A 21,672-nucleotide genomic window follows, 5' to 3' on the forward strand; every position below is an offset into this window, starting at 1 on the left:
GTGTCAACTCCTTGGTTCGCTTGACGCACGGGACGCGCGAGGCGCGCGGTGCGGAAGGCGCCCGAGGGCGGGCCGAAGAGGAACGGAGACGATCCCCCGGGGCAGGAACAGGACGACGAGGACGAGCAGCGTCGCGTAGACGGCGTAGCTGAGGATGCTGGGCGCGGTGGCGGGCATGCCGGGCATGGTGGCGAGGTCGTTGAGCAGTTGGACGAGCAGCGTGATCGCGCAGGCGCCCAGGAGCGCACCCCACAGGCTGCCCAGGCCCCCGACGACGACCATCACGAGGAACTCGACGGACAGCAGCACGGGAAACGAGTGGGGGGCGATGTAGCCGATGTAGAAGGCGTAGACGCCCCCGGCGAGGCCGGCGAACGCGGCCGCCAGCGTGAAGACGACGAGCTTGTAGCGGGCCACGGGCACCCCGCTGGCGCTGGCCGCGGTCTCGCTGGTCGCCAGCGCCCGCAGCGCGCGCCCCACCCGGGACGTCGTGAGGTTGTGGGCGAGGAGGAGGATGACGGCCAGGGCCGTCCCGGTCAGGTACGCGTAGTGGATGTCCTCGCCGAACTCGAAGCCGCCGGCCGACAGCAGCGGTATGCCCGCCACGCCGACCGACCCGCCGGCCCACTCCCACTCGCCCAGCAGGGAGATCAGGATGAGCTGGGTGGCGATGGTGGCGAAGGCCAGGTGGTGGCCCCGCAGCCGCAGCAGCGGCCCGCCGACCAGGGCGGCACAGGCCGCGGCGGCGACGGGCGCGGCGGCCAGCGCCAGGAGGGGCGGCACGCCGTGGGTGCTCAACAGGGCGGCCGCGTAGGCGCCGGCGGCGTAGAACGAGGCCTGGCCGATGGACACCTGGCCGGCGTACCCCATGAGCAGGGTCAGGCCGACGGCGACCATCGCCGACAGGCCCAGCAGCACGAACACCGACAGCTGGCCGCTGTCGAGAAGCGGCGGCAGCGCGAGCGTGGCGATCACGACGACGGCCAGCATCCGGCCGGCGGCACTCATGCGAGCCTCCCTTCCGGGGTGCGGGCGGACTGCCACAGCAGCAGCGCGAGGATCAGGCCGAGCGCGACCACGGTCTGGTACGGGGCGTAGCCGTAACCGGCGACCATCGCCTGGGTCACGCCGAGCAGCAGGGCCCCGGCGAGGGTGCGGCCGATGTGGTGCAGGGAGCCGACGATCGCCGCGGCGAAGCCGTTGATGATGAGGGAGACGTCGGAGTCGAACGACATCGAGCGCGTCGGCATCAGCAGCACGCCCGCCAGACCGCCGAGGCCGCCGCCGAGCGAGAAGGCGAGAAGGCCCATCCGGGTGACGGGGATGCCGACGATCCGCGCGGCGTACGGGTTGGAGGAGCAGGCCGACAGAGCTCTGCCGGTGTCCGTCCGGTTCAGCAGGACGGCCAGGGCGACGAACAGCACCGCGGTGACCGCGATGATGAGCAGGTAGTGCTGCTGCACGCGGGCGCCCAGCACGGTGACGGTGCCGGGCAGCCCCTCCGCGGAGCGGCCCTGGTCACCCCAGACCAACACCTCGACGGCGTACGCCAGCACGCTCACCCCGAGGGTGACGATGAGCGCGGACTGGGGCGAGGTGCCCGGGCGGCCGATGGCGATCAGGCCCGTCAGCAGCCCGACGGCCGTGGCGGTGACGATGCCGAGGAACTCGGCGGCGCCGTGCGGCACACCGGCGTCGAGCAGGGAGATCGCGGTGAACGCACCGATGACGGCGAACGTGCCCTGGGCGAAGTTCACCACGCGGGTCACCCGGTGGATCAGCACCATGCCGCTGCCGACCAGGGCGATGCCGCAGCCGGTGCCGAGGCCGGTCAGGAGGTAGACCACGAAGTCGCTCACGGCGCCTCCCCGGCCGCGGCCTCGTCCGGGCGGGCCTTGTCCCGTGGGGCGGAGGTGTGGGGGGTGGAGGCGCGTGGGGCGGAGGCACGTGGGGAGGCCGGGTCGCCGAGGTAGGCGCGGGCCACCTCCGGGCTCGCCGACAGTTCGGCGCTGCTGCCGGCCGCGGTGACCAGGCCCGCTTCGAGGACGTAGGCCCGAGGGCACAGGTCCAGCGCCAGCCGGGCGTTCTGCTCGATGAGCAGCACGGCGGTGCCGTGTTCCTCGTTGAGGCGGGACAGTTGGCGCGCCAGGCCCGTGACGACGAGGGGCGCGAGGCCCATGGACAGCTCGTCGATCGCGATGACGTCGGGCCGGCCCATCAGGGCCCGGCCCACGGCGACCATCTGCTGCTCGCCGCCGGACAGGCTCCCCGCCCGCCGCTGCCGCAGCCGCGTGAGCTCGGGCAGCATCGCGTAGATCCAGGCCGTGTCGCGGGCCGCGCGCCGGTTGCGGGCGGGCAGCCGCCAGGCGCCGAGGCGGAGGTTGTCCTCGACGGTGAGGTCGCCGAACATCTGCCGGCCCTCCGGCACGTGAGCCAGCCGGCCGCGCACCGAGACGGTGCCCGAGGCGGGGGTGTGGATGCCGGACAGGGTGTTGACCAGCGTCGACTTCCCGGCGCCGTTGGGCCCGATCAGGGCCACCATCTCGCCGGGCGCGACGCGCAGGGACACGCGGTCCAGGGCGGTGGCGGCGCCGTGCCGGACGACGAGGTCGCGCACCTCGACGACGGCGGGAGCCGAGCGCGCGGCGGGGGCGCTCACGCCGGGCCGTCCACGTGCGCCGGCGGCGGAGCCGTTCCCAGGTACGCGCGCACGACCGCCGGGTCGGCGCGGATCGCCTCCGGCGTTCCCTCGGCGATGACGCGACCGAGGTCGAGGACGGTGACGCGGTCGGCCAGGCGCCCCACCAGGCCGACGTCGTGTTCGACGAGCACCATGGTCACGCCCTCGGAGCGAAGGTCCTCGATCAGCTCGGCGAGCCGTTCCCGCTCGGCGGCGCGCAGCCCGGAGGCCGGCTCGTCCAGCAGCAGGAGCCGTGGCCGCCCGCACAGGGCACGCGCGAGCTGCACGGCCCGCTGCCGGCCCAGCGGGAGCTGCTCGGCGGGGTGGTCCGCCCACTCGGCCAGGCCCACCCGGCGCACAGCCTCCCGTGCGCGCGCGGCGATCGAGCGTTCCTCGCGGCGGTGCCTGGGCAGGCGCAGCGCGGCCGCCACGAAGCCCGCGCCGGTCGTCGCGTGGGCGCCGACCATGACGTTCTCGACGACCGTCATGCCGTGGAAGACGCGGGCACCCTGGAAGACGATGGCGACGCCCAGGCGGGCCCGTGCCTGGGGCGACAGCCGCTCGACGCGGCGGTCCCCGAGGCGGAGCGTGCCGCCGTCGGCCCTCAGGTGACCGCTGATCAGGTGGAACAGGGTCGACTTCCCCGCTCCGTTGGGCCCGATGACGCCGAGCGTCGTGCCGCGCTCGACGGCCAGGTCCACCCCGTCCACGGCGAGGACGCCGCCGAACGCGCGCGTCAGGCCGGCCGCCTCCAGCAGGGGCCCGCTCACGGCGCCTCCCGGTTCGCGTCGCGGTCCTCCGCGTGCGCCGCGGCGGCCGGGCGGCTCACCGGGCCACCCGTTCCATCTCGCGCAGTGACCGCTCGGTCGGCACGAGCTCGCCGTCGACCACGGTGTTGACGGAGATGTAGTCGGGGGACAGGCCCGAGCGGTCGTCGGCGCTGTAGTGGTAGGTGCCGTTGGGCGTGGTCAGGGTCAGCCCCTCCAACGCCCGTCGGATCTCCTCGGGCTCGGTGCCGCCCGCCTCTTCCAGCGCCGCGGCGAGCACCATGACGCCCGCGTAGCCGTCCTGTGCGAACTGCGGCGGTTCGTAGCCGTGCCTCTCCTCGAAGGGCACGGCCATACCGTCGATCACCCGCCTCAGCTCCCCCTCGGGCAGGTGGTCGCCCACGACGCCGATCGCGCTGGCCACCGTCGTGCCCTCGGCGGCCTGACCCGCCGGGTCCAGCCACAGCTCGCTGGCCTGCGAGCCGGTGAAGGCGATCGGGATGTCGAGCCCGGCGGCGTCGTACTGCTTGACGAGGGTCACCGCGCCTCCGCCGGTCAGCCACACGACCAGGGCCTGGGCGCCGGTGTCCCGCACCCGTGTGAAGACCTGGCTGTAGTCCTCGGCGTCGCCCTGGATCTCCTCGGTCGCCACGATCTCGATGCCGTGGTCGCCGGCCATCCGCCGCATCGCCTCGTTGCCCGCGAGCGGATAGGTCGTCTCGGTGTCGTGGGCGACCGCCAGCCTGGTGACGCCCTGCGCCTGGTAGTGGCGCAGCAGCGCCTCGGCGTAGTCGGAGGCGAGCGCGGGGATGACGAAGACGTACGGGTGGTCCTCGGTGACCTGGGCGTCGACCGGCGTGAGGGAGAGATAGGGGATCTCCGCGCGGTCGACCGAGGGCAGCGTGCCGCTGGCGACGAGCGAGGACGGCGAGCCGAGCACCGCGGCCACGCCCTCGTCCTCGAAGTCGTTGAACGCCAGCACCGACTGCTCGGGTCTGCCCCGGGCGTCGCTCACCAGGAGCTCCAGCGGCCTGCCGTCGACGCCGCCGGCTTCGTTGATCTGCTCGACCGCCAGTTCGGCCGCCTTGCGCCCCTCCGTGCCCAGGGTCTGGAGCGGCCCGCTGAGCTCGGTGATCATGCCGATCTTGATCGGTCCGTCGTCGCCGGTGCCGGAACCGCTCCCGCAGGCGGAGACGGTGAGTGCCAGGCAGGCGGTGAGCGCGGCGACGGGAATTGCAGCACGCACGGGACCTCCCGAGGACGGGGTTACGGCCGCGTGACACGAGCCGTGATGGAAGACTAGGACAATCATTGTTGATGTCAATAGTTGTCGCTGACACCTCTCCTGAGGCATGCTGGTCACTCGCACGAACCACCATCAGCAGGAGGCAGTCATCGCCACCGCACGACCGGGCGGCGGAGCCCGGGAGCACGCCCACGGCGCCGTCGACTCCGACGAGCCCTGGATGCGTTCGCTCCACTCCGACACCGGATACGTCCTCTACCGGCTCGGCCTGCGCGCGGGACAGCTGTTCAACGCGACGCTCCAGGAGTCGGGTCTGCGCCTGCGCCACTACGCGCTGATGCGGTACCTGTCCACCGTGCCCGGGGCGCTCCAGCGCGAGTTGAGCGTCCACCTGGGGTACGACCCGAGCGCGATCGTCAGCCTGGTCGACGACCTGGAGCGGCAGGACCTGGCGGTCAGGCAGCCCGATCCCTCGGACCGACGCAACCGCGTCGTCGTCCTGACCGAGGCCGGCTCGGCCTTCCTGCGCGACAGCGACGCCGCCGCACGGCGCGTCACCGACGAACTGCTCGACCCCCTGGAGCAACAGGAACGCCGGACGTTGCACCACCTGCTGCTGCGGATCGCCGCCCCGAAGCCGGGGGCGCCCGACGGCGGACGCTGACGACCCGTGAGCCGCCACGCGGCACGGCCCGGGACGATCCCTGGCCGGCCGACGGGGCCGGGTCCGTGCTCTCCCGGCGGGTGCCTCAGACCGTCGGGAGGGCGGCGAAGCGGCTGGCGACGCGGAGGTCGGCGCTGATTCCGTCGGCCGTCGCCCGCAGCGCGGGAAGGACCTCGGCCACGCACTCCCGGGCGGTCCGCCGGCCGGTGTGCGTGGCGACGTTGACGGCGGCGACCGCCCGACCGGCCCGATCGCGGACCGGCACGGCGATCGAACGCAGCCCCTCCTCCAACTCCTCGTCGACCAGCGCGTACCCCTCGGCGGCCGCACGGTCGACGAGCCCTGCCAACTCCCCCCGGTCCGTCACCGTGGCCGGCGTCAGGGGCCGCAGCTCGACGCGGTCCAGCCACGCGGCGCGGTCGGCGGGCGGCAGGTCGGCCAGCAGCACCCGGCCCATCGAGGTGGCGTAGGCCGGGAACCGCGTCCCGACCGTGATCTCCACGCTCATGATCCGTCGCGACGCCACCCGGGCGGTGTAGCGCACGTCCTTCCCGTCGAGCACCGCGAGGGAGGTGGAGTCCTGGATCCGCTCGGCGAGCGCCGCCAGGTGGGGCCGGGCGATCTGCGGCAGCCTGAGGCGGGACAGCGGCGCGTAGCCGAGCGCCAGCACGCGCGAGGTGGGGCGGAACACGCCCGAGGTCGCGGCCACATAGCCCAGGTGTTCCAGCGTGATGAGGGCCCGGCGGGCGGTCGCCCTCGCCTGGCCGGTCGCCTGGGCGACGGCGGCGAGCGTCAGCGCCCCGCGCCCCGCGCCGAACGCCGTCAGCACGCTGAGCCCGCGAGCCAGGGACCCGACGAACTCACGGCCGAGCTCCTGCTTGGACGCGGCGATCCACGACGCCCGCTCCTCGGGCGAGGGCTCGGGAGCCGGGGCCGCCGGGTTCGTCAGCGCGCGCTCCATCGCGTCCACCGCCTCCCGCAGCCGGGGCATCAGCCGCTCGCGCAGTTCCTCGGCGCTGTGCCTGCTGGTGTGGCTGACCAGACTCGCGACGCAGGCCGTCGTCCCGTCCGAGTGGCGCACCGGCACCGACAGCGCGACCAGGCCCGGCTCGATGAGCTGGTCGTCCAGCGCGAAGCCCCGCTCGCCCGCCTGCCGTGCCCAGGCCGCGAACTCCTTCGGGGTGGGCAGCCGCGTGGCCTCCCGTGGCGGCAGCGCGGTGAAGGCCCGCCCCATCGGGTCGGCGGCCCGGCGCCGTCGCCAGCGTTCCCAGTCCGGGTCGCCCCAGCCGGCGGCGACCAACGGGCCGGGCGCCACGCACTCGACCGGGAGCAGGTCCCCGACGCGGAAGCTGACCGACAGCGTGCGACGTCGCGTGGACTGGTGGACGAACCGGACGCCGTCGCCCTCGGCCACCGCCAGCGACACCGACTCGCCCAGCTCGTCGGCGAGCCGCCGCGCGTGCGGACCGAGCAGATCGGGCAGGCGCAGCGCCGCCAGGTAGGCGTTGCCCAGTTCCATCAGCGGTGGGGCGAGCGTCACCACACGGCCGTCCAGCCGGAGGTAGCCCAGGTGCGCGAGGGTGGCGGCGATCCGGTCGACGGTGGAGCGGGCCAGGCCCGTCGTCCGCTCCAGCGCGGGCAGCCCCAGCGCGCCGTCGGCGTCGGTGAGCGCACGCAGCACGGCCAGACCCCGCATCAACGGTGCCACGGCCTCGGGCGGGACCTCGTCGGCCGCGGGTGCCGAAACCACGGTCTCGGGCGAGGACATGGCGCCTCCGTGCTGTTCGGACCGGCATCTCTCGGGCGCCGGACGCGCCCGACACACGCTATCCCGCCGGGATCGTCGAGGGGTGGCCTCTCCCCGCGGCCGGACGCCGGCGGCGAGGGGCGTGGGGGAGCCTGGCCACGAACCGGGGGAGCATTGGTGAAGTTTTTTTCACGTGGGTTACGTGCCCGGAAGCGCGCTGCTACGTTGCGACTCGGCTGGGAGGTGTGGCTCACACCTCAGGGAGTCTCGTGTCGACGAACAGGCGAAGGGTCGCCGCCCTCGCTCCCGCCCTCGTGTCCCGCGGGAAGGGGAGCCGGGTGGGCGGCGAGGTGACGCGCCCGCCGACGCGACGACACCGCTCCTCGCCGACGCACGAGCCCTCCCCGGAGCGGCCCGGCTGCCCGCCGACGGCCCGTCACCGACGACGGCGCCGCCGCCCCGTGGTCTCCCGCGCCGCCGCCCCGTGAGCCTCCCACCCCGACGAAGGAGGAGCACATGTCGACCATGCGACGGCACACCATGGCGCGGAGGGCGAACCACCGGTTCCGGCTCGCGCCCCTGGCCGCGCTCGCGGCGGCCCTCGGCCTGGTCACCGGGGGACAGGCGCTGGCCACCGGCCCGGCCGCGACCGCGCCGCCGGACACGCGGACCGCCGCACCCGCGGACGACGGCGTCCTCGACGCGACGGCCGGCTGCGGCCAGACACCGACGCTGCGGGACGGCACCTACACCATCCAGAGCAGCGGCAAGAACCGCAGCTTCATCCTGGACGTCCCCGACACCTACGACAGCGGCCATCCCCACCGGCTGGTCCTCGGTCTGCACTGGTGGGGCGGCACCGCCGAGGACGTCGCCACCGGCCGCACCGTGGAAACAGGGACGTGGGCCTACTACGGCCTCAAGCGACAGGCGGGCGACAGCACGATCTTCGTCGCTCCCCAGGGCCTGGACAACGCCTGGGCCAACACCGGGGGCGAGGACGTCGTCTTCGTCGACGACATGCTCGCCATGATCGAGGCGGACCTCTGCGTCGACACCTCGCTGCGCTTCTCCATCGGCTTCAGCTACGGCGGCGCCATGAGCTACGCGCTGGCCTGCGCCCGGCCCGACGACTTCCGCGCCGTCGTGTCCCAGTCCTCCCCCGGGGTCGTCAGCGGCTGCGCCGGCGGCACCGAGCCCGTCGCGTTCATGGGGGTGCACGGAATCAGCGACGAGTTCGGCAACGCCCACGAGGGGCAGCGCGACACGTTCGTCAGGAACAACGGCTGCACCCCGCAGACCCCGCCGCGCGCGGCGGCCGGCAGCCTGACGCACATCACCACCGCCTACCAGGGATGCGCCGAGGGGTATCCGGTGGTCTGGGCCTCGTTCGACGGGAACCACAACCCCGCCCCGCGGGACGGCGCCTCCGGCAGCGGTGGCGACACCTGGGTCCCGGGAGAGGCGTGGGAGTTCATCACGCAGTTCGCGTCCACGTCCACCCCGTGACCGACGGCGCACACCGGGGGTGGACCCCGACCGGGCCCCCCGGGCCCGCCGCCGGTCCACCCCCGGGCGCGCCGCCGCACGCTCGGAGGGTGGGGCCGGTCGGACGCGCGGTCAGCCCGCGGTCGGTCAGGGAGTGACGCGGAAGGTGGCGTCCTGCCGGTCGGTGGCGCTGGAGGAGCCCCCGACCGGGTCGACGCGCAGCACGTAGCCGGAGTGGCGAAGGTAGCGGGTGGCGTCGGCGTGGGAGCGGAACGACGACCAGCTCGCGTCGGCCAGACCCGGCGTCTGGTGGAACGTGGCGTCGGCTCTCAGGCCGCCGGAGCCGTCGTCCGGGTCGAGCCGGACGACGGAGTCGAGCTGCCGCAGGTAGTGGTCGGGGTAGTTCAACGACTCGAAGGAGACCCCGCTCGGGTCGGCGAGCCCGGGGACCATGCGCCACATCTGGTCCTGGTACGGGTCGAACGGGTACGCGTCGAGCCGGGCCGTGAAGTCGGCGTGCCGCACGAACCGGTCGGGGAAGTTGAAGGACTTCAGGCGCACCCACCCGGGCAGCCCCCACCGGGCGACGAGGGCGTCGTACTCGGCGTCGGTGATGCCCACCATCGACCCGTGTTTGGCGTTCAGCGGCGGGGTGTAGTCGCGCTGGTTCAGCGGGGTCCAGCCGTCGCCGGAGATGTTGGTGGTGCGCCAGGCGTAGTAGACGGCGTTGACCGGGCTGAAGGAGTCCGCCCACAGCCGCCAGCCGCCCTCGTTGGTGCGCAGGAGCAACGGCGCCTCCATGGCGTTGCCCTGGAGGAGACCACCGGTGTAGGTGGTGAAGCTGTTGGGAGCGCCGGTGGCGGACCGGGCGCCGTAGGTGCGGCCGTCGGAGAGGTTCTTGTAGTACAGGTAGGTGGTGGAGCCGTCGACGACGACGTCGCCGTCGAGGACGGGGAAGCCGGGGCTGAAGAAGACCTGCGGCGGGCTGACGGTGCGGAAGTCGCTCGTGTGGTTGACCAGGAAGACGTCGCCGTCGTCGGTGTTGGCCGAGTAGACGATGCCGTACGCGCCCCGCGCGGCGTCCCAGAACGCGGTGGGCGCCCAGGTGTGGGTGTCGGTCATGGTGTGCATCCGCAGGCGCCGGTACCCGGTGAGTTCGGTGAGGTCGGTGGAGTCCCAGACGTGGAGGTACTGGCTGCTGAGCGAGAAGTCGGTGCCCCGCAGGTCGGTGGCGAGGACGACGAAGGTGCCGTCGTTCGTGCGGAACACGAAGGGGTCGCGTAGCCCCCGCGTCCCCTCGGTCGGCGTGGCGACCGGGTTGTTCTGGTTCAGCGGTGTCCAGTTCAGACCGTCGCGACTGACGGCGAGGTGAAGGCCGTAGTCCGCGCCGTCGAAGTTCGGCGACTCGGTGAAGTAGCTCATGAGGTAGGCGGTGTTGCCCTGCGCTGTCGCGGCCGCTGCCGCGCGCGGCAGCGACGCCACGCCGGCACCGACCGCCGCCGAGGCCACCACGGCCTGACCGAACCTGCGCCTGCTGAGGGACATGCGTGCTCCTCCTGGGAGTGGGAAGAAACGGGGCCGTCGACGAAGCGCTCCCGGGGCGACGCCTGGGCCGACCGCCGTCGGGCCGAGGGCGGATGACTCCGTGGCGGCTGTCCCGGAGGACCCGTCCCACGCGTCCCTGTCGTCCTCGGGCCGCACGGGAGGGACCGCTCCGGAACGGGAACGGAGTGGTGCGCGTGCTGTCGTGCCGTGGCCTCGTGGGCGACGCAGGCCACCCGACCGTGCGTTCGGTATCACGAACGCTGGTCGGGTCGTCAGACACGCATCATAGGCAGTCCTCCCGCGCCGTCAACCGCTCCTGCTCGTCCGGAGAAAGGGGGGCGGGGGTCGCGCCGGACGGTCCCTTGGTCGTGGCCGGGCGCGAACGCGTCCGACGCCGCCCGGCTCTCCCGGCACCCGGGTGTCCCGCTCCGACATCTCGCCATCGTTCGACATGGCGGACGTAGTTCACCATGTCGAAAGTCGGTGCTAGCATTCCTGTCGTGTACACGCCTATGCGTGCGTGAAGAACGACGCAGGGTGAAGCGGCGAGCCGTGGCGGCGCGACGGTCGTCGGGCAGGTCGGCCCCCGGTCAGTGGACGCTGGCCGGGACCGTCGACCCGGCGACGAGTACGACGTCGAGGCCGCCGGCCGACCCACCGTCCGGGACGGTGCGGGCGCCTCGGCCGAGTCCGTGGAGAGGGGCGTCCGCAGAGCCTCCGCCCCGCCTCCCCGTACGCCGACGACACGCCGACGCGCCACCCGGTCCGCGACCACTCGGACTCTCGTCGCTCCTGCTCACCAGCAGGAAAGGAGGACCCGCGATGACGTCCCGCAGACCGTTCACCCCGCACGTCGTCGACGGCACCGCGTACCTCTTCACCGGCCGGCACCAGGTGGCCTCCGGCCGGCGACGGGCCGTCAGGGACGCGGGCGTTCGTCGACGACCAGGCACCCCGCGGAGGCTCGTCCAGACCTCGTGAACCCGGGGGTGGCCCTGATCCCGCCGGGGTCGCCCCCGCCCCCCACACACATCTCACCGAGAAGGCGGTCCCATGTTCCGAAGACTGAGAAGCGCAGGCGGGCGGGTCCTGCGACGACGCGGCCTCGCGCTCGCCACCGCGTTCGCCACGGCCCTCGTGCTCGCGGGCTCGGCGGGAACGGCCAGCGCGGCCGTGGAGACGCAGCAACAGGGGAAGCAGACGCGGATTCCCCAGTTCCTCATCGACGAGGGTGCCGAGACCGGGAACGTCGTCGAGTCGGAGCACTTCGCCGTCCGCTGGGGCGACGCGGTCGACGTCGTCGCGTGGGGACGGCAGAACCGCGGCATCGACAACTACCCGCAGTGGATCGCGGACCACATGGACGACATCTACGACTTCTACGTCAACGAGGTCGGGTTCGTCGACCCCGCCGACCACGAGGTCGGCTCCCGGTACAAGATCAACCTCTACCTGTGCGGATCGTGGTCGGGCGGCTTCCTGCCCCCGGCCAACTGGGCCGGCCCCGACGAGATCGGCCTGGGGCACATGTGCATGCCCTACGACAAGATCTGGGACGAGTGGGTCGAGTCGCACGAGTTCAACCACGTCCTCCAGAGCTACGCCGTCGACCTCAACATCGCGGCCGGCAACGGCGGCGGCTGGGGTGCCGGCAACCCGGTGGCGGGACCGGTCTGGGAGGCCCACGCCAACTACATGGCCCGCATGAAGCGTCCCGACGTCGTCGTCGGCTCCGGCTACTACGTCGACCGCCAGCACTTCCGCTGGCTGGCCCAGGAGACCTACTACGGCGACTGGATGCTGTTCAACACCATCCGGGAGCTCTACGGGGCGGAGGTGATCGACCGGTTCTGGTACGAGGCCCGGCAGGGCGAGCACCCGATCGACACCATCAAGCGGGTCCTCGGCCTCGACCACCAGGAGTTCGCCGAGCTGATCGCCGAGTACACCTCCCGGCAGGTCGTCTACGACTTCGCGGACGGGGCCGCGATCCGCGGCGACCTGTGGCGCAACGGCGAGAGCTACCGGCCCCTGCACACCGACCCGTTGCAGAGCCTCGGCGGCGGCCGGTACCAGATCGCCGGCAGCGACGCCCCGCACCAGTACGGGCACAACGTCATCCGGTTGAACCCGAGCGGTGGCCAGGTGTCCGTCCAGCTCCAGGGGCGGTCAAGCCTCTCCGGCGCCGACTGGCGGTTCCGCCTGGCGGCGGTCTCGCCCGACTTCTCCGTCCGGTACAGCGACGCCTTCGCCCCCGGACAGACGGCGAACCTCAGCCTGCAGAGCGGCGAGACGCACCTGATGCTCGTCGTCGCGGCCACCCCCTCGCAGCACCGCAACTACCAGATGTGGCAGGTCGGCGTCGGGGACCCCTTCCCCTATGAGCTCACCATCCAGGGGGCCTCGCCGGCCTAGACGGGCGCCGGCCCGAACCCGGGGGAGACGGCGTCAGGAGCGTCGGGTTCCCCGGGTGAACGCGGCCCGTCGCACCGTACGTCACCGGAGGGCCGGGAAGCCGGGCGCTTCCCGGCCCTCGCCGCTGAGTCCTCCGCCCGCCCCGTCGAGTTGCCCGCGACTTCCTCTGTCGTATTCCGATATCGGAGGCCGTAATAATGGAGGAGTCGTGAGAGCCGTGAGAGAGGTGGCGCCATGAGCGAGGCGACGACGGCGGACGCCCCGGGCACGCTGCGGCGCAGGCTCGGGATGCCCGACGCCGTGGTGATCGGCCTGGGGTCGATGATCGGCGCGGGCGTCTTCGCCGCCCTCGCCCCGGCGGCGCGCGCGGCCGGTTCGGGTCTGCTGCTCGGCCTGGCCCTGGCCGCCGTGGTCGCGTACTGCAACGCCACCTCGTCCGCGCGGCTGGCCGCGCGCTACCCCGCCTCCGGCGGCACCTACGTCTACGGCCGGGAGCGGCTGGGCCCGTTCTGGGGGTACCTGGCCGGATGGGCCTTCGTGGTGGGCAAGACCGCGTCGTGCGCGGCGATGGCGCTGACGGTGGGGCTGTACGTCTGGCCGGACCAGGCGCATCTGGTGGCGGTGCTGGCGGTGGCCGCGCTGACCGCGGTGAACTACGCCGGGGTGGAGAAGTCCGCCTGGCTGACCCGGGCGATCGTCGCCGCGGTCCTCGCCGTTCTGGCCGCCGTGGTGACGGCCGCGTTGACCTCCGGCGAGGCGGATCCCGCCCGGCTGGACATCGGCGCGGACGCGTCGCTCGGCGGGGTGCTGCAGGCCGCCGGCCTGCTGTTCTTCGCCTTCGCCGGCTACGCCAGGATCGCCACCCTGGGCGAGGAGGTGCGCTCCCCGCAGCGCACCATCCCCCGGGCGATCCCGCTGGCGCTCGGCATCACGCTCCTGGTGTACGTCCTCGTCGCGGTGGCCGCCCTCACGGTGCTCGGCGGCGACGCGCTGGCCGCCGCCGCGGCGCCGCTGGACGCGGTGGTGCGCGAGGCCGGCGCCGGCTGGCTGACCCCCGTCGTGCGGGCCGGGGCGGCGGTGGCCGCGCTCGGCGCGCTGCTCGCCCTCATCCTGGGAGTCTCGCGGACCGGCCTGGCCATGGCCCGCGACGGGCACCTGCCGCACCGCCTGGCCGCCGTCCACCCGCGGTTCGGGGTGCCGCACCGGGCCGAGGTGGCGGTCGGCGTCGTGGTGGCGGTCGTGGCGGCGACGGCGGACCTGCGCGGCGCGATCGGGTTCTCCTCCTTCGGCGTGCTGGCCTACTACGCCATCGCCAACGCCTCCGCCTGGACCCTCGCCCCGGACGAGGGCCGGCCGCCCCGGATCATCCCCGTCGTCGGCCTGGCCGGCTGCCTGCTGTTGGCCTTCACCCTGCCGACCGTCTCCGTCGCCTCCGGCACGGCCGTCCTGGCCGCCGGCGCCGCGCTCCACGCCGCGCGGCGCGCGATCGCCGCACGCCGCGCCCCGTAGCCGCGCCGAGGTGCGACCTCGGCCGCGTCGCGAGAGCCTCCGGCCACGCCGACCGGCCACCGGCCACCCGCCACCGGCCTTACGACGCGTCGTCCCCGAGCACCTCACGGGCCAGCTCCCTGAGCGCCGCACGGTCCTCCGCGAGGGCCCGCCTCCCGGCCTCGGTCGCCCTGTAGACCCGGCGGGTGCGGCCGTCGACCACCCGCTGCTCGGAGACCAGCAGCCCGTCCGCCTCCATCCGGTGCAGCGTCGGATACAGCGTCCCGGGGCTGATCCGGTACCCGTGGCGGGCCAACTCCTCGGTCATCCACGCACCGTGGATCTCCTCCTCGGCCGCGTGGTGCAGGATGTGCAACCGCACCGCGCCCCGCTGGAACTCCCGCACCCGACCCACCTCCACGCCCAGCGGACAGTGACGAAACCGATATCGACATCCGATCCTACGCTCGGTCACCCTCCCGAACCCGCCGCGTCTCGGACACGTACACGCGAGCACACCCCCACACACCGCGCCGACGTGCCCGCCCCCGGGCCACGCGGATCCGGCGGAGCCTCGTGCGTCCCAGCGTCCCCGGACACGAGCAGATCGGCGTCGAGTCCCTCGTCCCATAGCCGGATGAAGTCCCGACCGAGGTGCGGGCGCCGATGGAACCCCAGGGTGGCATCGCCATCGGCGGTGCTCTCGCTTCCTCCGGATCAAGCAGATCCGGTATCAGTGTGTCCATCACTCAGGGGGAGGCTTCCACCACCTGCTGAGCTCTGCCAGTCACTGAGTCGTCCAATGAGCCAGACGAACACCTGCGTATCCCCGGAGAGCACACAGGCGCCCGCGAGCACGCTCTCCAGCAGGCGCCCCACGTTCCGTGAGCACAGCGCGGCTGTTGCCGCATCGTCGATCAGGCGAAGCGAACAGGCAGGCGTCGCGGTGGTGCTGTCGGGTTCGCGGGTAACCCCGTGTTCGTTGATCCGGACGACAAGACTTCCTTCGTCCTCTGGCAGGGCGATCGTGACCGTGAGATGTGGCGCCGGTGTGGGAAGCTCGGCCAGGACGGATTCCAGATAGGTCGTAAACGCGTCAGCCCAGTGCGCCACGTCCCATGGTGCGGACTCCTCGTCCCTTTCCTCTCGCAGGTCCATGGCATCATGCGGCGCGGGGGCGGTCGCGGCTTCCGCCTCGGCTTCGATCAGGGCCTGTAGTGTCGCGTCAACATCCGCTCGGGTATGGGACGCCGAGCAGATGAACCTCAATCGGCCCCGCCCGCGCTCGACAATCGGGTACGTCACGGCAGCGGCATGGACGCCCCGCCGGAGAAGCCCTCGGGCTATCGCATGCAGGTTCTCGCCGTCGGAGAAGAAGGGCGTGATGATAAGCCCGTCCCCGGCGCCGAGTTCGTAGCCGGCCTCCGAGAAGCGCTTCCGCATGTAGTGCGCGGTGTCCCACAGCCTGGCCCGCAGCGTGTCGCCGGCAGCGACCCTGCGCAGGGTGGCAAGAGCCGCCGCCACGTCGGCGGGTGAGATGTTCGCCTGGAAGATGTACGACCGCGCCGATGCCCTCAGCAATGCAATGTGCTGCTCCCGGGCGGCGACCACACCGCCGATGCTCCCGAGGGCCTTGCTCAGGGTCGTGAGGATGAAGTCAACGTGCTCGGTGACGCCTTCCGCGGCGCACAGTCCGGCGCCCCGCACTCCGTAGAGCCCGAACGAGTGGGCCTCGTCCACAAGGACGAGCGCGCCGGACTCCTTCGCGGCAGACACGATCTCCCGCAGCGGCGCCGCCCCCTCGCCCATGCTGTACACGCTCTCGAGCACCACCAGCGTCGTACGGTAGGGCGAGGACTCCGCTGTGAGGACCGACCGCAGGTCGGCCGCGTCGTTGTGCTTGAAGGTCCGCACCCTCGCGCCGCTCAGGCGGGCCCCGTCCACCAGGGAGGCGTGGCAGAGCTGGTCCATGACCACGACGTCCTGATCGCCCACGATTCCGGCGACGGCTCCGAGGCTCGCGGTGAACCCGGTGGGGAACAGGCAGGCCGCCGGCTTGCCCACCATGGCGGCGAACTCCTGCTCGAAGTCCGTGTGGAGGCCGGTCTGCCCCGAGCCCGCCGCTGATATCCCCATCCCGGTACCGAAGCGGTCCAACCCTCTGCGTGCCTCCTCGATGACCTCCGCGTCGCGGTTGAGTCCGAGGTAGAGGTTGGTGGTCCAGATGAGGGCCTCATGCTCCTCGCCCGTGCCCGGGTCGGCGACGACGCCCCGGTCGGCGCTTCCGGTGCGGACGACCTTTCCGTACGGGTCCAGTCCCGAGCGCGCCAGGAGGTCCCGGAAATGCTGTACGAGCGCGCCCCGGTCGGTCGCGGACCAGGCCGGGACCTTGGCGGCGAAGGCCGGCGGGTATCCGGCGCGGACCTGTTCCTGGAACACGCCGAGCCGATCCGCGGCCCCGGCGCTCCGCGGGCGCCCGCACACCTGGCCGCCGCCGGAAGCACGGCCCAGCACCGCCAGCAGCCCGTCGACGGCCTCCATGGGAGTCATCTGCTCCACCAGGGTGGATGAAGTGAGGTCAGTGGCCAGCCCTCGGGACAGCCGCGCCGTGAGCTCCGCGATGTCCAGCGAATCGAACCCCTGCGCGATCAGTGGCTCGTCCGGCCGGACCGCGTCGGGGCCGGGGGCGTCGAGGAGCAGCGTCGCCTCCTCCAGCACCATGGCGAGGAGTACCGAGCGCCGCTGCTCGTCCGGCGAGGGCGGCGCACCGGGGCCGGTTCGCGAGGCGGCCGGGCCGTCGCCGCCCGCCCTTCCCTCAGGGGTCGCCTCGTCGCCGTGCTGCGCGGGGGCGGGGAGCCGAAGCCGGTCGACCTTGCCGTTGGGCAGTTTCGGCAGCTCCGCCGGCAGCATGATGTGGTGCGGGATCATGTGCTTCGGCAGGCGGTCGGCCAGCTGGGAGCGCACGGTCAACGCGGTCACCGACTCCTGCCGGCTCACCGCGTACGCCGTGAGGAGACTCTTGCCTTCCTCGCCTGTGGTGACAACGACCGCCGCCTCGTCCACTCCGGGCAGCGAGGCCAACTGGACCTCGATCTCGTCGAGTTCGATCCGGTGACCCCGGATCTTGACCTGCCGGTCGGCACGGCCGAGGAACTCGAGCTCTCCTGTTTCCGTCCACCGGGACAGGTCGCCAGTCCGATAGATCCGCTGCTCCGGGATCGGGCCGTCCGGCGCGAGAGCCGGGAAGCTCCGCCGGGTGCGCTCGTCGTCATGGAGATATCCCCTCGCCAGCTGGTCGCCGGCGAGCGCCAGCTCTCCCGCCGTGCCGGCCGGCACCGGCTGCAGGGACTCGTCCAGCACGTACGCTCGCGCGTCCGGGACCGGGCTGCCGATGGTGATCGGCCCGTTTCCCACTTCGGCGGTGGTGATGAACACGGTGGCCTCGGTCGGGCCGTAGACGTTCACGACCCGCGGTGCACAGGGATCAGCGTGTAACCGCTCCACCAGAGAACGGGACAGGACCTCACCACCCAGCACCACACACCGCAACCCACCGGGCAGCGGTCCGGCCGCGAGCAGCGCCTTCATCGCGGACGGCACCATGATGGCCGTGCGCACGAGGTGCGCTGCGGGCAACTCGCGCAGGGCAAGCACGTTCTCCGCCAGGACGACCGTGCCACCGAGGATGAGCGTCCCCAGAATCTCCATCACCGAGGGGTCGAAGCAGACCGAGGCCGCGGCCAGGACACCAGCAAGGTCCTCGTCGCCCAGCAACCGGCGCATCGAGGCGGTCATCGCCACCACGCTGCGGTGCTCGACCGCCACGCCCTTGGGCTTCCCGGTTGACCCCGAGGTGTAGATGACGTACGCGAGATCACCGGCCGAGCAGGCCGCCCGCGATGCCGCCGGGCGGTCCGGCACCGCGTCGAGGCGCACGCGATCGGGGGCCGCCGAGCACAGCGCCGCCGTACCGGCATCGACGACCACCGCCGCCGCCCGAGAATGCTCGATCATGTAGCGCACCCGTTCGGCCGGGTAGGCGGGGTCCATTGGCACATAGGCGCAGCCTGCCCGCAGTACTCCCAGCAGGGTTGCTACCAGCTCCCATGTCCGGCCGAGGCACACGCCGACCAACTCCCCCGGTGCCACGCCCCGGGCTGCCAGCTCCCCGGCGATCGCCTCCGCCCGTGCCCGCAGCCGCTCGTAGTCGATCTCGACCGCCCCGTCCACGACGGCGATCCGGCTCCCCCGGCGCGCCGCCTGGGCCTCGAACAGCTCCCAGACGGTCTCGTCCGGACCACCGCCCGCAGCGGGTACGGGGGCGTCCCCGCAGTCCGGGGCGCCCGCTCTCCCGCGGGCGGCCTCGTGCTCGGCGTGGTGCATCTCCGGCTCCCAACAAGATAGAGATGGTCACGGGGTACGAGCCGGGGCGGGACCTTCGAGCGGCGCCGGCCAACCGTCGCTCCCGACACGCCACGTCCCGATAGCCGCATCGCGTGCCTCCAGGGTCCACGGACGGTCGCCAGTCCACCGAAGCACGCTCGACGTGACGGTCACAGGGTGGCACACGAGCACGAGGAAGCGGCCTCGCTCCCTGCCACCCTCCGCCATGCCAGGGAACCCGCACGGAAAGATGCTCGACAAGGGCATAACGGACTCTCCGGGCACCGTGCTGCACAAGTCGCCCCATCCTAGGGTCTGTCCGATGCCGTGATAAGGGGCGGGATGACCTTCGACGCCACGCATCCGGTCGCGTGTGGCGCAGGTCGTCGGCCGTCGTGTGTGACGCGGCCATGGTCAGTCGTCGGCTGGCGTCCACCGAAGGCTGGGTGTCGTTGGCGGTCACGGGCTTCACGTCGCCGGGTATGGGCACCCGCCACCCAGGGTGGGACGATCGACGGCAGGTACTGGACACGCCGGTGCATGAGACGTTGACTTTCCACGGGCTTCGCCATTCACACAGGACCTGGCTGATCGAGGACGGCAACCCCGACGTGGCGCAGGCCCGCCGGCTCGGTCACACGCTGCAGAACCAGATGGACGAGACCTACGGCCACGTCGCCGCCAGCATCGACGCTCGGCTGCTGACCGCGCTGGAAGACCGTTGGCCCCGATCCCCGACCGCCTCCAACGACGCCAATCCCGCCGCCCCCCTCGCCGACAGCGCGGAAGATCGGTCAAGATCGTGCCTGCGGGGGGTACCCGGCGACGCGCCCCTCGGGCGAGACCAGTTCCGGTTCACCCCCGCGCGGGGAACACGGCAGGCACCTGCGCGAGGTCGGTCATGGACGAGGTCTACCTCCGCGCCTGCCGGGAACACGGTCCGCCAGTAGATCGTCAGGCCCATCGGGGCGTGCTCCCCGCAGGCGCGGGGAGCCGTCCTTCAGACGGACGGGCGCGGCCAGCTCAGCTGACGTCCTGAGAGCCTGGGAGCGCGAGGGCTCCCAGGTTTCGCTCCCATGGGAGCGAAGGGCACGCGAAAGGCCGCCCCCGCCAACGGCGGAAGCGGCCTATGACCTGCGAAGACGCTGGTCGGGACGGCGGGATTTGAACCCACGACCCCCTGACCCCCAGCCGCGTTGCCCGGGGCGGTGAGGAGCCGCTGACGGACGCACCGGGAAGTCCCGTGCCGTCCGCAGACGTCTGCAGGTCTATAAGGTGCACTGAACCGACAAGGGACACCGAGTCGGTGGACAGCTGCGCCGGTTCGAGTCCTGGGCGGGGGGCCCGGAATCAGAGCGCAGCCAATGCCGCAGGCAGCGGTCATGGAATGGTGATTCGCGCGGTCATTCCGGTTCGGCGGTAAGTCATCTGGCCGCGGGTTTGAGTGTCGGGCAGGAGCCGCCACGAAGGGTTGGTCGTGGCACAACCGCCGCCGACCTGCGCAGACGCGCTTGATCGTACGGTGGGGCACCCTCGGCAAAGGACCCGGGACGTGGGCTAATTAGCCCCGCGCTTTCATGGAGTGGGTCTGTCCGACTGGTGATCAAGAATGCAGAAAGTGCCTCTGACCAGCGAGAATGAGGATTGTCGAGGTCCTTGTTCCCACTGCTGCCGGAGGCACTTCCCAGGTGAAGTCCTATCCGCGTGTTCGTGTTGAGGGCGGTGGCCACGGGGTGGTGTCCCAGGCCGGGGCCGTGCTGCTGGTGGAGACGATCCGCAAGGCCGGGCTGGACCAGGCGATATCGACAGCGCTGACGCCGTGGCGACGTCCGCGGGCGGTGCACGATCCGGGGAAGATCCTACTGGACGTGGCGCTCGCGGTCGCGTTGGGCGGTGACTGCCTGGCGGATGTCGGGATGCTGCGGGCTGAGCCGGCCGTGTTCGGACCGGTTGCCTCTGACCCGACGGTCTCCCGGCTCGTCGACACCCTCGCCGCCGCTGGGCCGAAGGCCCTGTCCGCGATACGGGCCACGCGGGCCGAAGCCCGCGAGCGGGTCTGGAGGCTGGCCAAGAACACAGCTCCGGATGCCGCAGGTCAGGTGATCGTGGACCTGGACGGGGTGCTCGTGCTGGCCCACTCCGAGAAGCAGGACACCACTGCGACCTGGAAGAAGACCTTCGGACACCATCCCCTGATGGCCTTCGTCGATCACGGCAGCACGGGTAGCGGTGAGCCGGTGGCCGCCCTGCTCAGGCCGGGCAACGCGGGCAGCAACACCGCCGCCGACCACATCACCACGGCCCAACTCGCCCTGGCCCAACTGCCGAGGAAGTACCGGCGCGGACGCCAGACGCTGATCCGTACCGACTCCGGCGGCGGCACCCACGAGTTCGTCGCCTGGCTCGCCCGGCGCGGCCGGTGGCTGTCGTACTCGGTCGGCATGACCATCACCGACGCCATCCACCACGCCGTCCTCAAGGTCCCGCCCGCCGCGTGGACGGTGGCCGTCGAGCCCGAGGGAGACATCCGCGACGGCGCCTGGGTTGCCGAACTCGACGGCGACGTCCTCAAGGGCTGGCCGCCCGGGATGCGGCTGATCGTCCGTAAGGAACGGCCCCACCCCGGAGCCCAGTTGCGCTTCACCGATGCCGACGGCCTGCGGCTGACGGCCTTCGCCACCAACACCACCAGCGTGCCCATCGCCTCCCTCGAACTGCGGCACCGCCAGCGCGCGAGGGCCGAGGACCGCATCCGCGCCGCCCGTGCCACGGGCCTACGCAACCTACCCCTGCACGACACCGGGCAGAACCAGATCTGGTTGGAGATCGTCCAGATCGCCCTCGACCTCCTCGCTTGGATGCCCATGCTCGCTCTGACCGGCGAAACACGCAGTGGGAACCCCGTCGCCTGAGGCTCCGCCTCTTCTCCGCCGCCGCCCAGATCGTCACCACCGCCCGCCGCCGGCACCTGAGGTTCGCCCGCCACTGGCCCTGGACCGACGTGATCACCAACGCCCTGGACCAGCTCGTGGCCCTCCCGAACCCTGGCTGACCAGCACGTCCCCGTCCCTGCGAGCAGCACCACCCCAGACCGGAGCCGTGGAACCCGACGCCCACCCGACGCGACAGCCGGGCCATCAACCTGGCAACCACCAGCCCGAACAACCGAAACGGCCCGCCGAAGAGACCGACGAACCATCACGAAAGATCGGGGTTAGGTGGATTCATCGCATACCGGATGAGGATCGC

General features: G+C 72.3%; 14 protein-coding genes and 1 pseudogene. 6 read left to right on the forward strand and 9 right to left on the reverse strand.

From position 1 onward, the window contains the following. Nucleotides 1–3: 3 nt before the first annotated feature. Genes ACTWP5_RS29595 through ACTWP5_RS29615 form a run of 5 tightly spaced genes read right to left on the reverse strand, consistent with a single transcriptional unit; the run spans nt 4 to nt 4,693 of the window. Nucleotides 4–1,008, reverse strand: coding sequence for a branched-chain amino acid ABC transporter permease (locus ACTWP5_RS29595; protein WP_443224240.1), 1,005 nt, complete (start codon nt 1,006–1,008; stop codon nt 4–6). Beyond that, complete coding sequence (locus ACTWP5_RS29600; protein ID WP_443224241.1) at nt 1,005–1,859, reverse strand: branched-chain amino acid ABC transporter permease; 855 nt, start codon at nt 1,857–1,859, stop codon at nt 1,005–1,007. The genes ACTWP5_RS29595 and ACTWP5_RS29600 overlap by 4 nt, the downstream gene beginning before the upstream one ends. Next, a complete protein-coding gene (locus ACTWP5_RS29605; RefSeq protein WP_443224242.1) occupies nt 1,856–2,659 on the reverse strand; it encodes an ABC transporter ATP-binding protein in 804 nt (267 codons plus the stop codon). The genes ACTWP5_RS29600 and ACTWP5_RS29605 overlap by 4 nt, the downstream gene beginning before the upstream one ends. Continuing rightward, entirely contained in the window at nt 2,656–3,450 is a 795-nt protein-coding gene (locus ACTWP5_RS29610) for an ABC transporter ATP-binding protein (RefSeq protein WP_443224243.1), read from the reverse strand. Before ACTWP5_RS29610 ends, ACTWP5_RS29605 begins: the two co-directional genes overlap by 4 nt. Nucleotides 3,451–3,505: 55 nt before the next feature. After that, entirely contained in the window at nt 3,506–4,693 is a 1,188-nt protein-coding gene (locus ACTWP5_RS29615; RefSeq protein WP_443224244.1) for an ABC transporter substrate-binding protein, read from the reverse strand. Between the two features lie 220 nt (nt 4,694–4,913). On the opposite strand from ACTWP5_RS29615, the gene ACTWP5_RS29620 reads away from it, so the two are divergent. After that, complete coding sequence (locus ACTWP5_RS29620; RefSeq protein ID WP_443224257.1) at nt 4,914–5,357, forward strand: MarR family winged helix-turn-helix transcriptional regulator; 444 nt, start codon at nt 4,914–4,916, stop codon at nt 5,355–5,357. An 85-nt stretch (nt 5,358–5,442) separates the two neighbouring features. On the opposite strand, the gene ACTWP5_RS29625 is transcribed toward ACTWP5_RS29620, so the two are convergent. Next, on the reverse strand, nt 5,443–7,125 hold the full coding sequence (locus tag ACTWP5_RS29625; protein ID WP_443224245.1) for an IclR family transcriptional regulator domain-containing protein: 1,683 nt from the start codon (nt 7,123–7,125) through the stop codon (nt 5,443–5,445). Nucleotides 7,126–7,620: 495 nt separating this feature from the next. On the opposite strand from ACTWP5_RS29625, the gene ACTWP5_RS29630 reads away from it, so the two are divergent. Then, nucleotides 7,621–8,613 (forward strand): alpha/beta hydrolase family esterase, encoded by a 993-nt coding sequence (locus ACTWP5_RS29630; protein WP_443224246.1) that lies wholly within the window; start codon nt 7,621–7,623, stop codon nt 8,611–8,613. 126 nt (nt 8,614–8,739) lie between these two features. On the opposite strand, the gene ACTWP5_RS29635 is transcribed toward ACTWP5_RS29630, so the two are convergent. Continuing rightward, nucleotides 8,740–10,137: a glycoside hydrolase family 43 protein gene (locus ACTWP5_RS29635; protein WP_443224247.1), complete on the reverse strand. Its 1,398-nt coding sequence runs from the start codon at nt 10,135–10,137 to the stop codon at nt 8,740–8,742. 822 nt (nt 10,138–10,959) lie between these two features. Here ACTWP5_RS29635 and ACTWP5_RS29640 point away from each other — a divergent pair. From ACTWP5_RS29640 to ACTWP5_RS29650, 3 genes are all read left to right on the forward strand, one after another. After that, nucleotides 10,960–11,118, forward strand: coding sequence for a hypothetical protein (locus tag ACTWP5_RS29640; protein WP_443224248.1), 159 nt, complete (start codon nt 10,960–10,962; stop codon nt 11,116–11,118). A 72-nt stretch (nt 11,119–11,190) separates the two neighbouring features. Continuing rightward, nucleotides 11,191–12,552, forward strand: coding sequence for a DUF6055 domain-containing protein (locus tag ACTWP5_RS29645; RefSeq protein WP_443224249.1), 1,362 nt, complete (start codon nt 11,191–11,193; stop codon nt 12,550–12,552). A 234-nt stretch (nt 12,553–12,786) separates the two neighbouring features. Further along, nucleotides 12,787–14,061 (forward strand): APC family permease, encoded by a 1,275-nt coding sequence (locus ACTWP5_RS29650; RefSeq protein WP_443224250.1) that lies wholly within the window; start codon nt 12,787–12,789, stop codon nt 14,059–14,061. 79 nt (nt 14,062–14,140) lie between these two features. Here ACTWP5_RS29650 and ACTWP5_RS29655 read toward each other — a convergent pair whose 3' ends face one another. Next, on the reverse strand, nt 14,141–14,446 hold the full coding sequence (locus ACTWP5_RS29655; protein WP_443224251.1) for a PadR family transcriptional regulator: 306 nt from the start codon (nt 14,444–14,446) through the stop codon (nt 14,141–14,143). Nucleotides 14,447–14,757: 311 nt separating this feature from the next. Next, the gene (locus ACTWP5_RS29660; protein ID WP_443224252.1) at nt 14,758–18,423 is read right to left on the reverse strand and encodes an amino acid adenylation domain-containing protein; all 3,666 of its coding nucleotides are present in this window, start codon (nt 18,421–18,423) and stop codon (nt 14,758–14,760) included. Between the two features lie 1,637 nt (nt 18,424–20,060). Here ACTWP5_RS29660 and ACTWP5_RS29665 point away from each other — a divergent pair. Next, nucleotides 20,061–21,400: pseudogene (locus ACTWP5_RS29665) on the forward strand (IS1380 family transposase); the annotation flags it as partial. Nucleotides 21,401–21,672 lie beyond the last annotated feature (272 nt).

It is taken from the genome of Streptomyces sp. 4N509B (assembly GCF_052245655.1).
Taxonomy (GTDB): domain Bacteria; phylum Actinomycetota; class Actinomycetes; order Streptomycetales; family Streptomycetaceae; genus Streptomyces.

What these genes read in the sequence shown, in the direction of transcription:
- ACTWP5_RS29595 (WP_443224240.1), bottom strand. Translation starts at nt 1,008, where the DNA reads ATGAGTGCCGCCGGCCGGATGCTGGCCGTCGTCGTGATCGCCACGCTC.
- ACTWP5_RS29620 (WP_443224257.1), top strand. Translation starts at nt 4,914, where the DNA reads ATGCGTTCGCTCCACTCCGACACCGGATACGTCCTCTACCGGCTCGGC.
- ACTWP5_RS29625 (WP_443224245.1), bottom strand. Translation starts at nt 7,125, where the DNA reads ATGTCCTCGCCCGAGACCGTGGTTTCGGCACCCGCGGCCGACGAGGTC.
- ACTWP5_RS29630 (WP_443224246.1), top strand. Translation starts at nt 7,621, where the DNA reads ATGTCGACCATGCGACGGCACACCATGGCGCGGAGGGCGAACCACCGG.
- ACTWP5_RS29635 (WP_443224247.1), bottom strand. Translation starts at nt 10,137, where the DNA reads ATGTCCCTCAGCAGGCGCAGGTTCGGTCAGGCCGTGGTGGCCTCGGCG.
- ACTWP5_RS29640 (WP_443224248.1), top strand. Translation starts at nt 10,960, where the DNA reads ATGACGTCCCGCAGACCGTTCACCCCGCACGTCGTCGACGGCACCGCG.
- ACTWP5_RS29645 (WP_443224249.1), top strand. Translation starts at nt 11,191, where the DNA reads ATGTTCCGAAGACTGAGAAGCGCAGGCGGGCGGGTCCTGCGACGACGC.
- ACTWP5_RS29650 (WP_443224250.1), top strand. Translation starts at nt 12,787, where the DNA reads ATGAGCGAGGCGACGACGGCGGACGCCCCGGGCACGCTGCGGCGCAGG.
- ACTWP5_RS29660 (WP_443224252.1), bottom strand. Translation starts at nt 18,423, where the DNA reads ATGCACCACGCCGAGCACGAGGCCGCCCGCGGGAGAGCGGGCGCCCCG.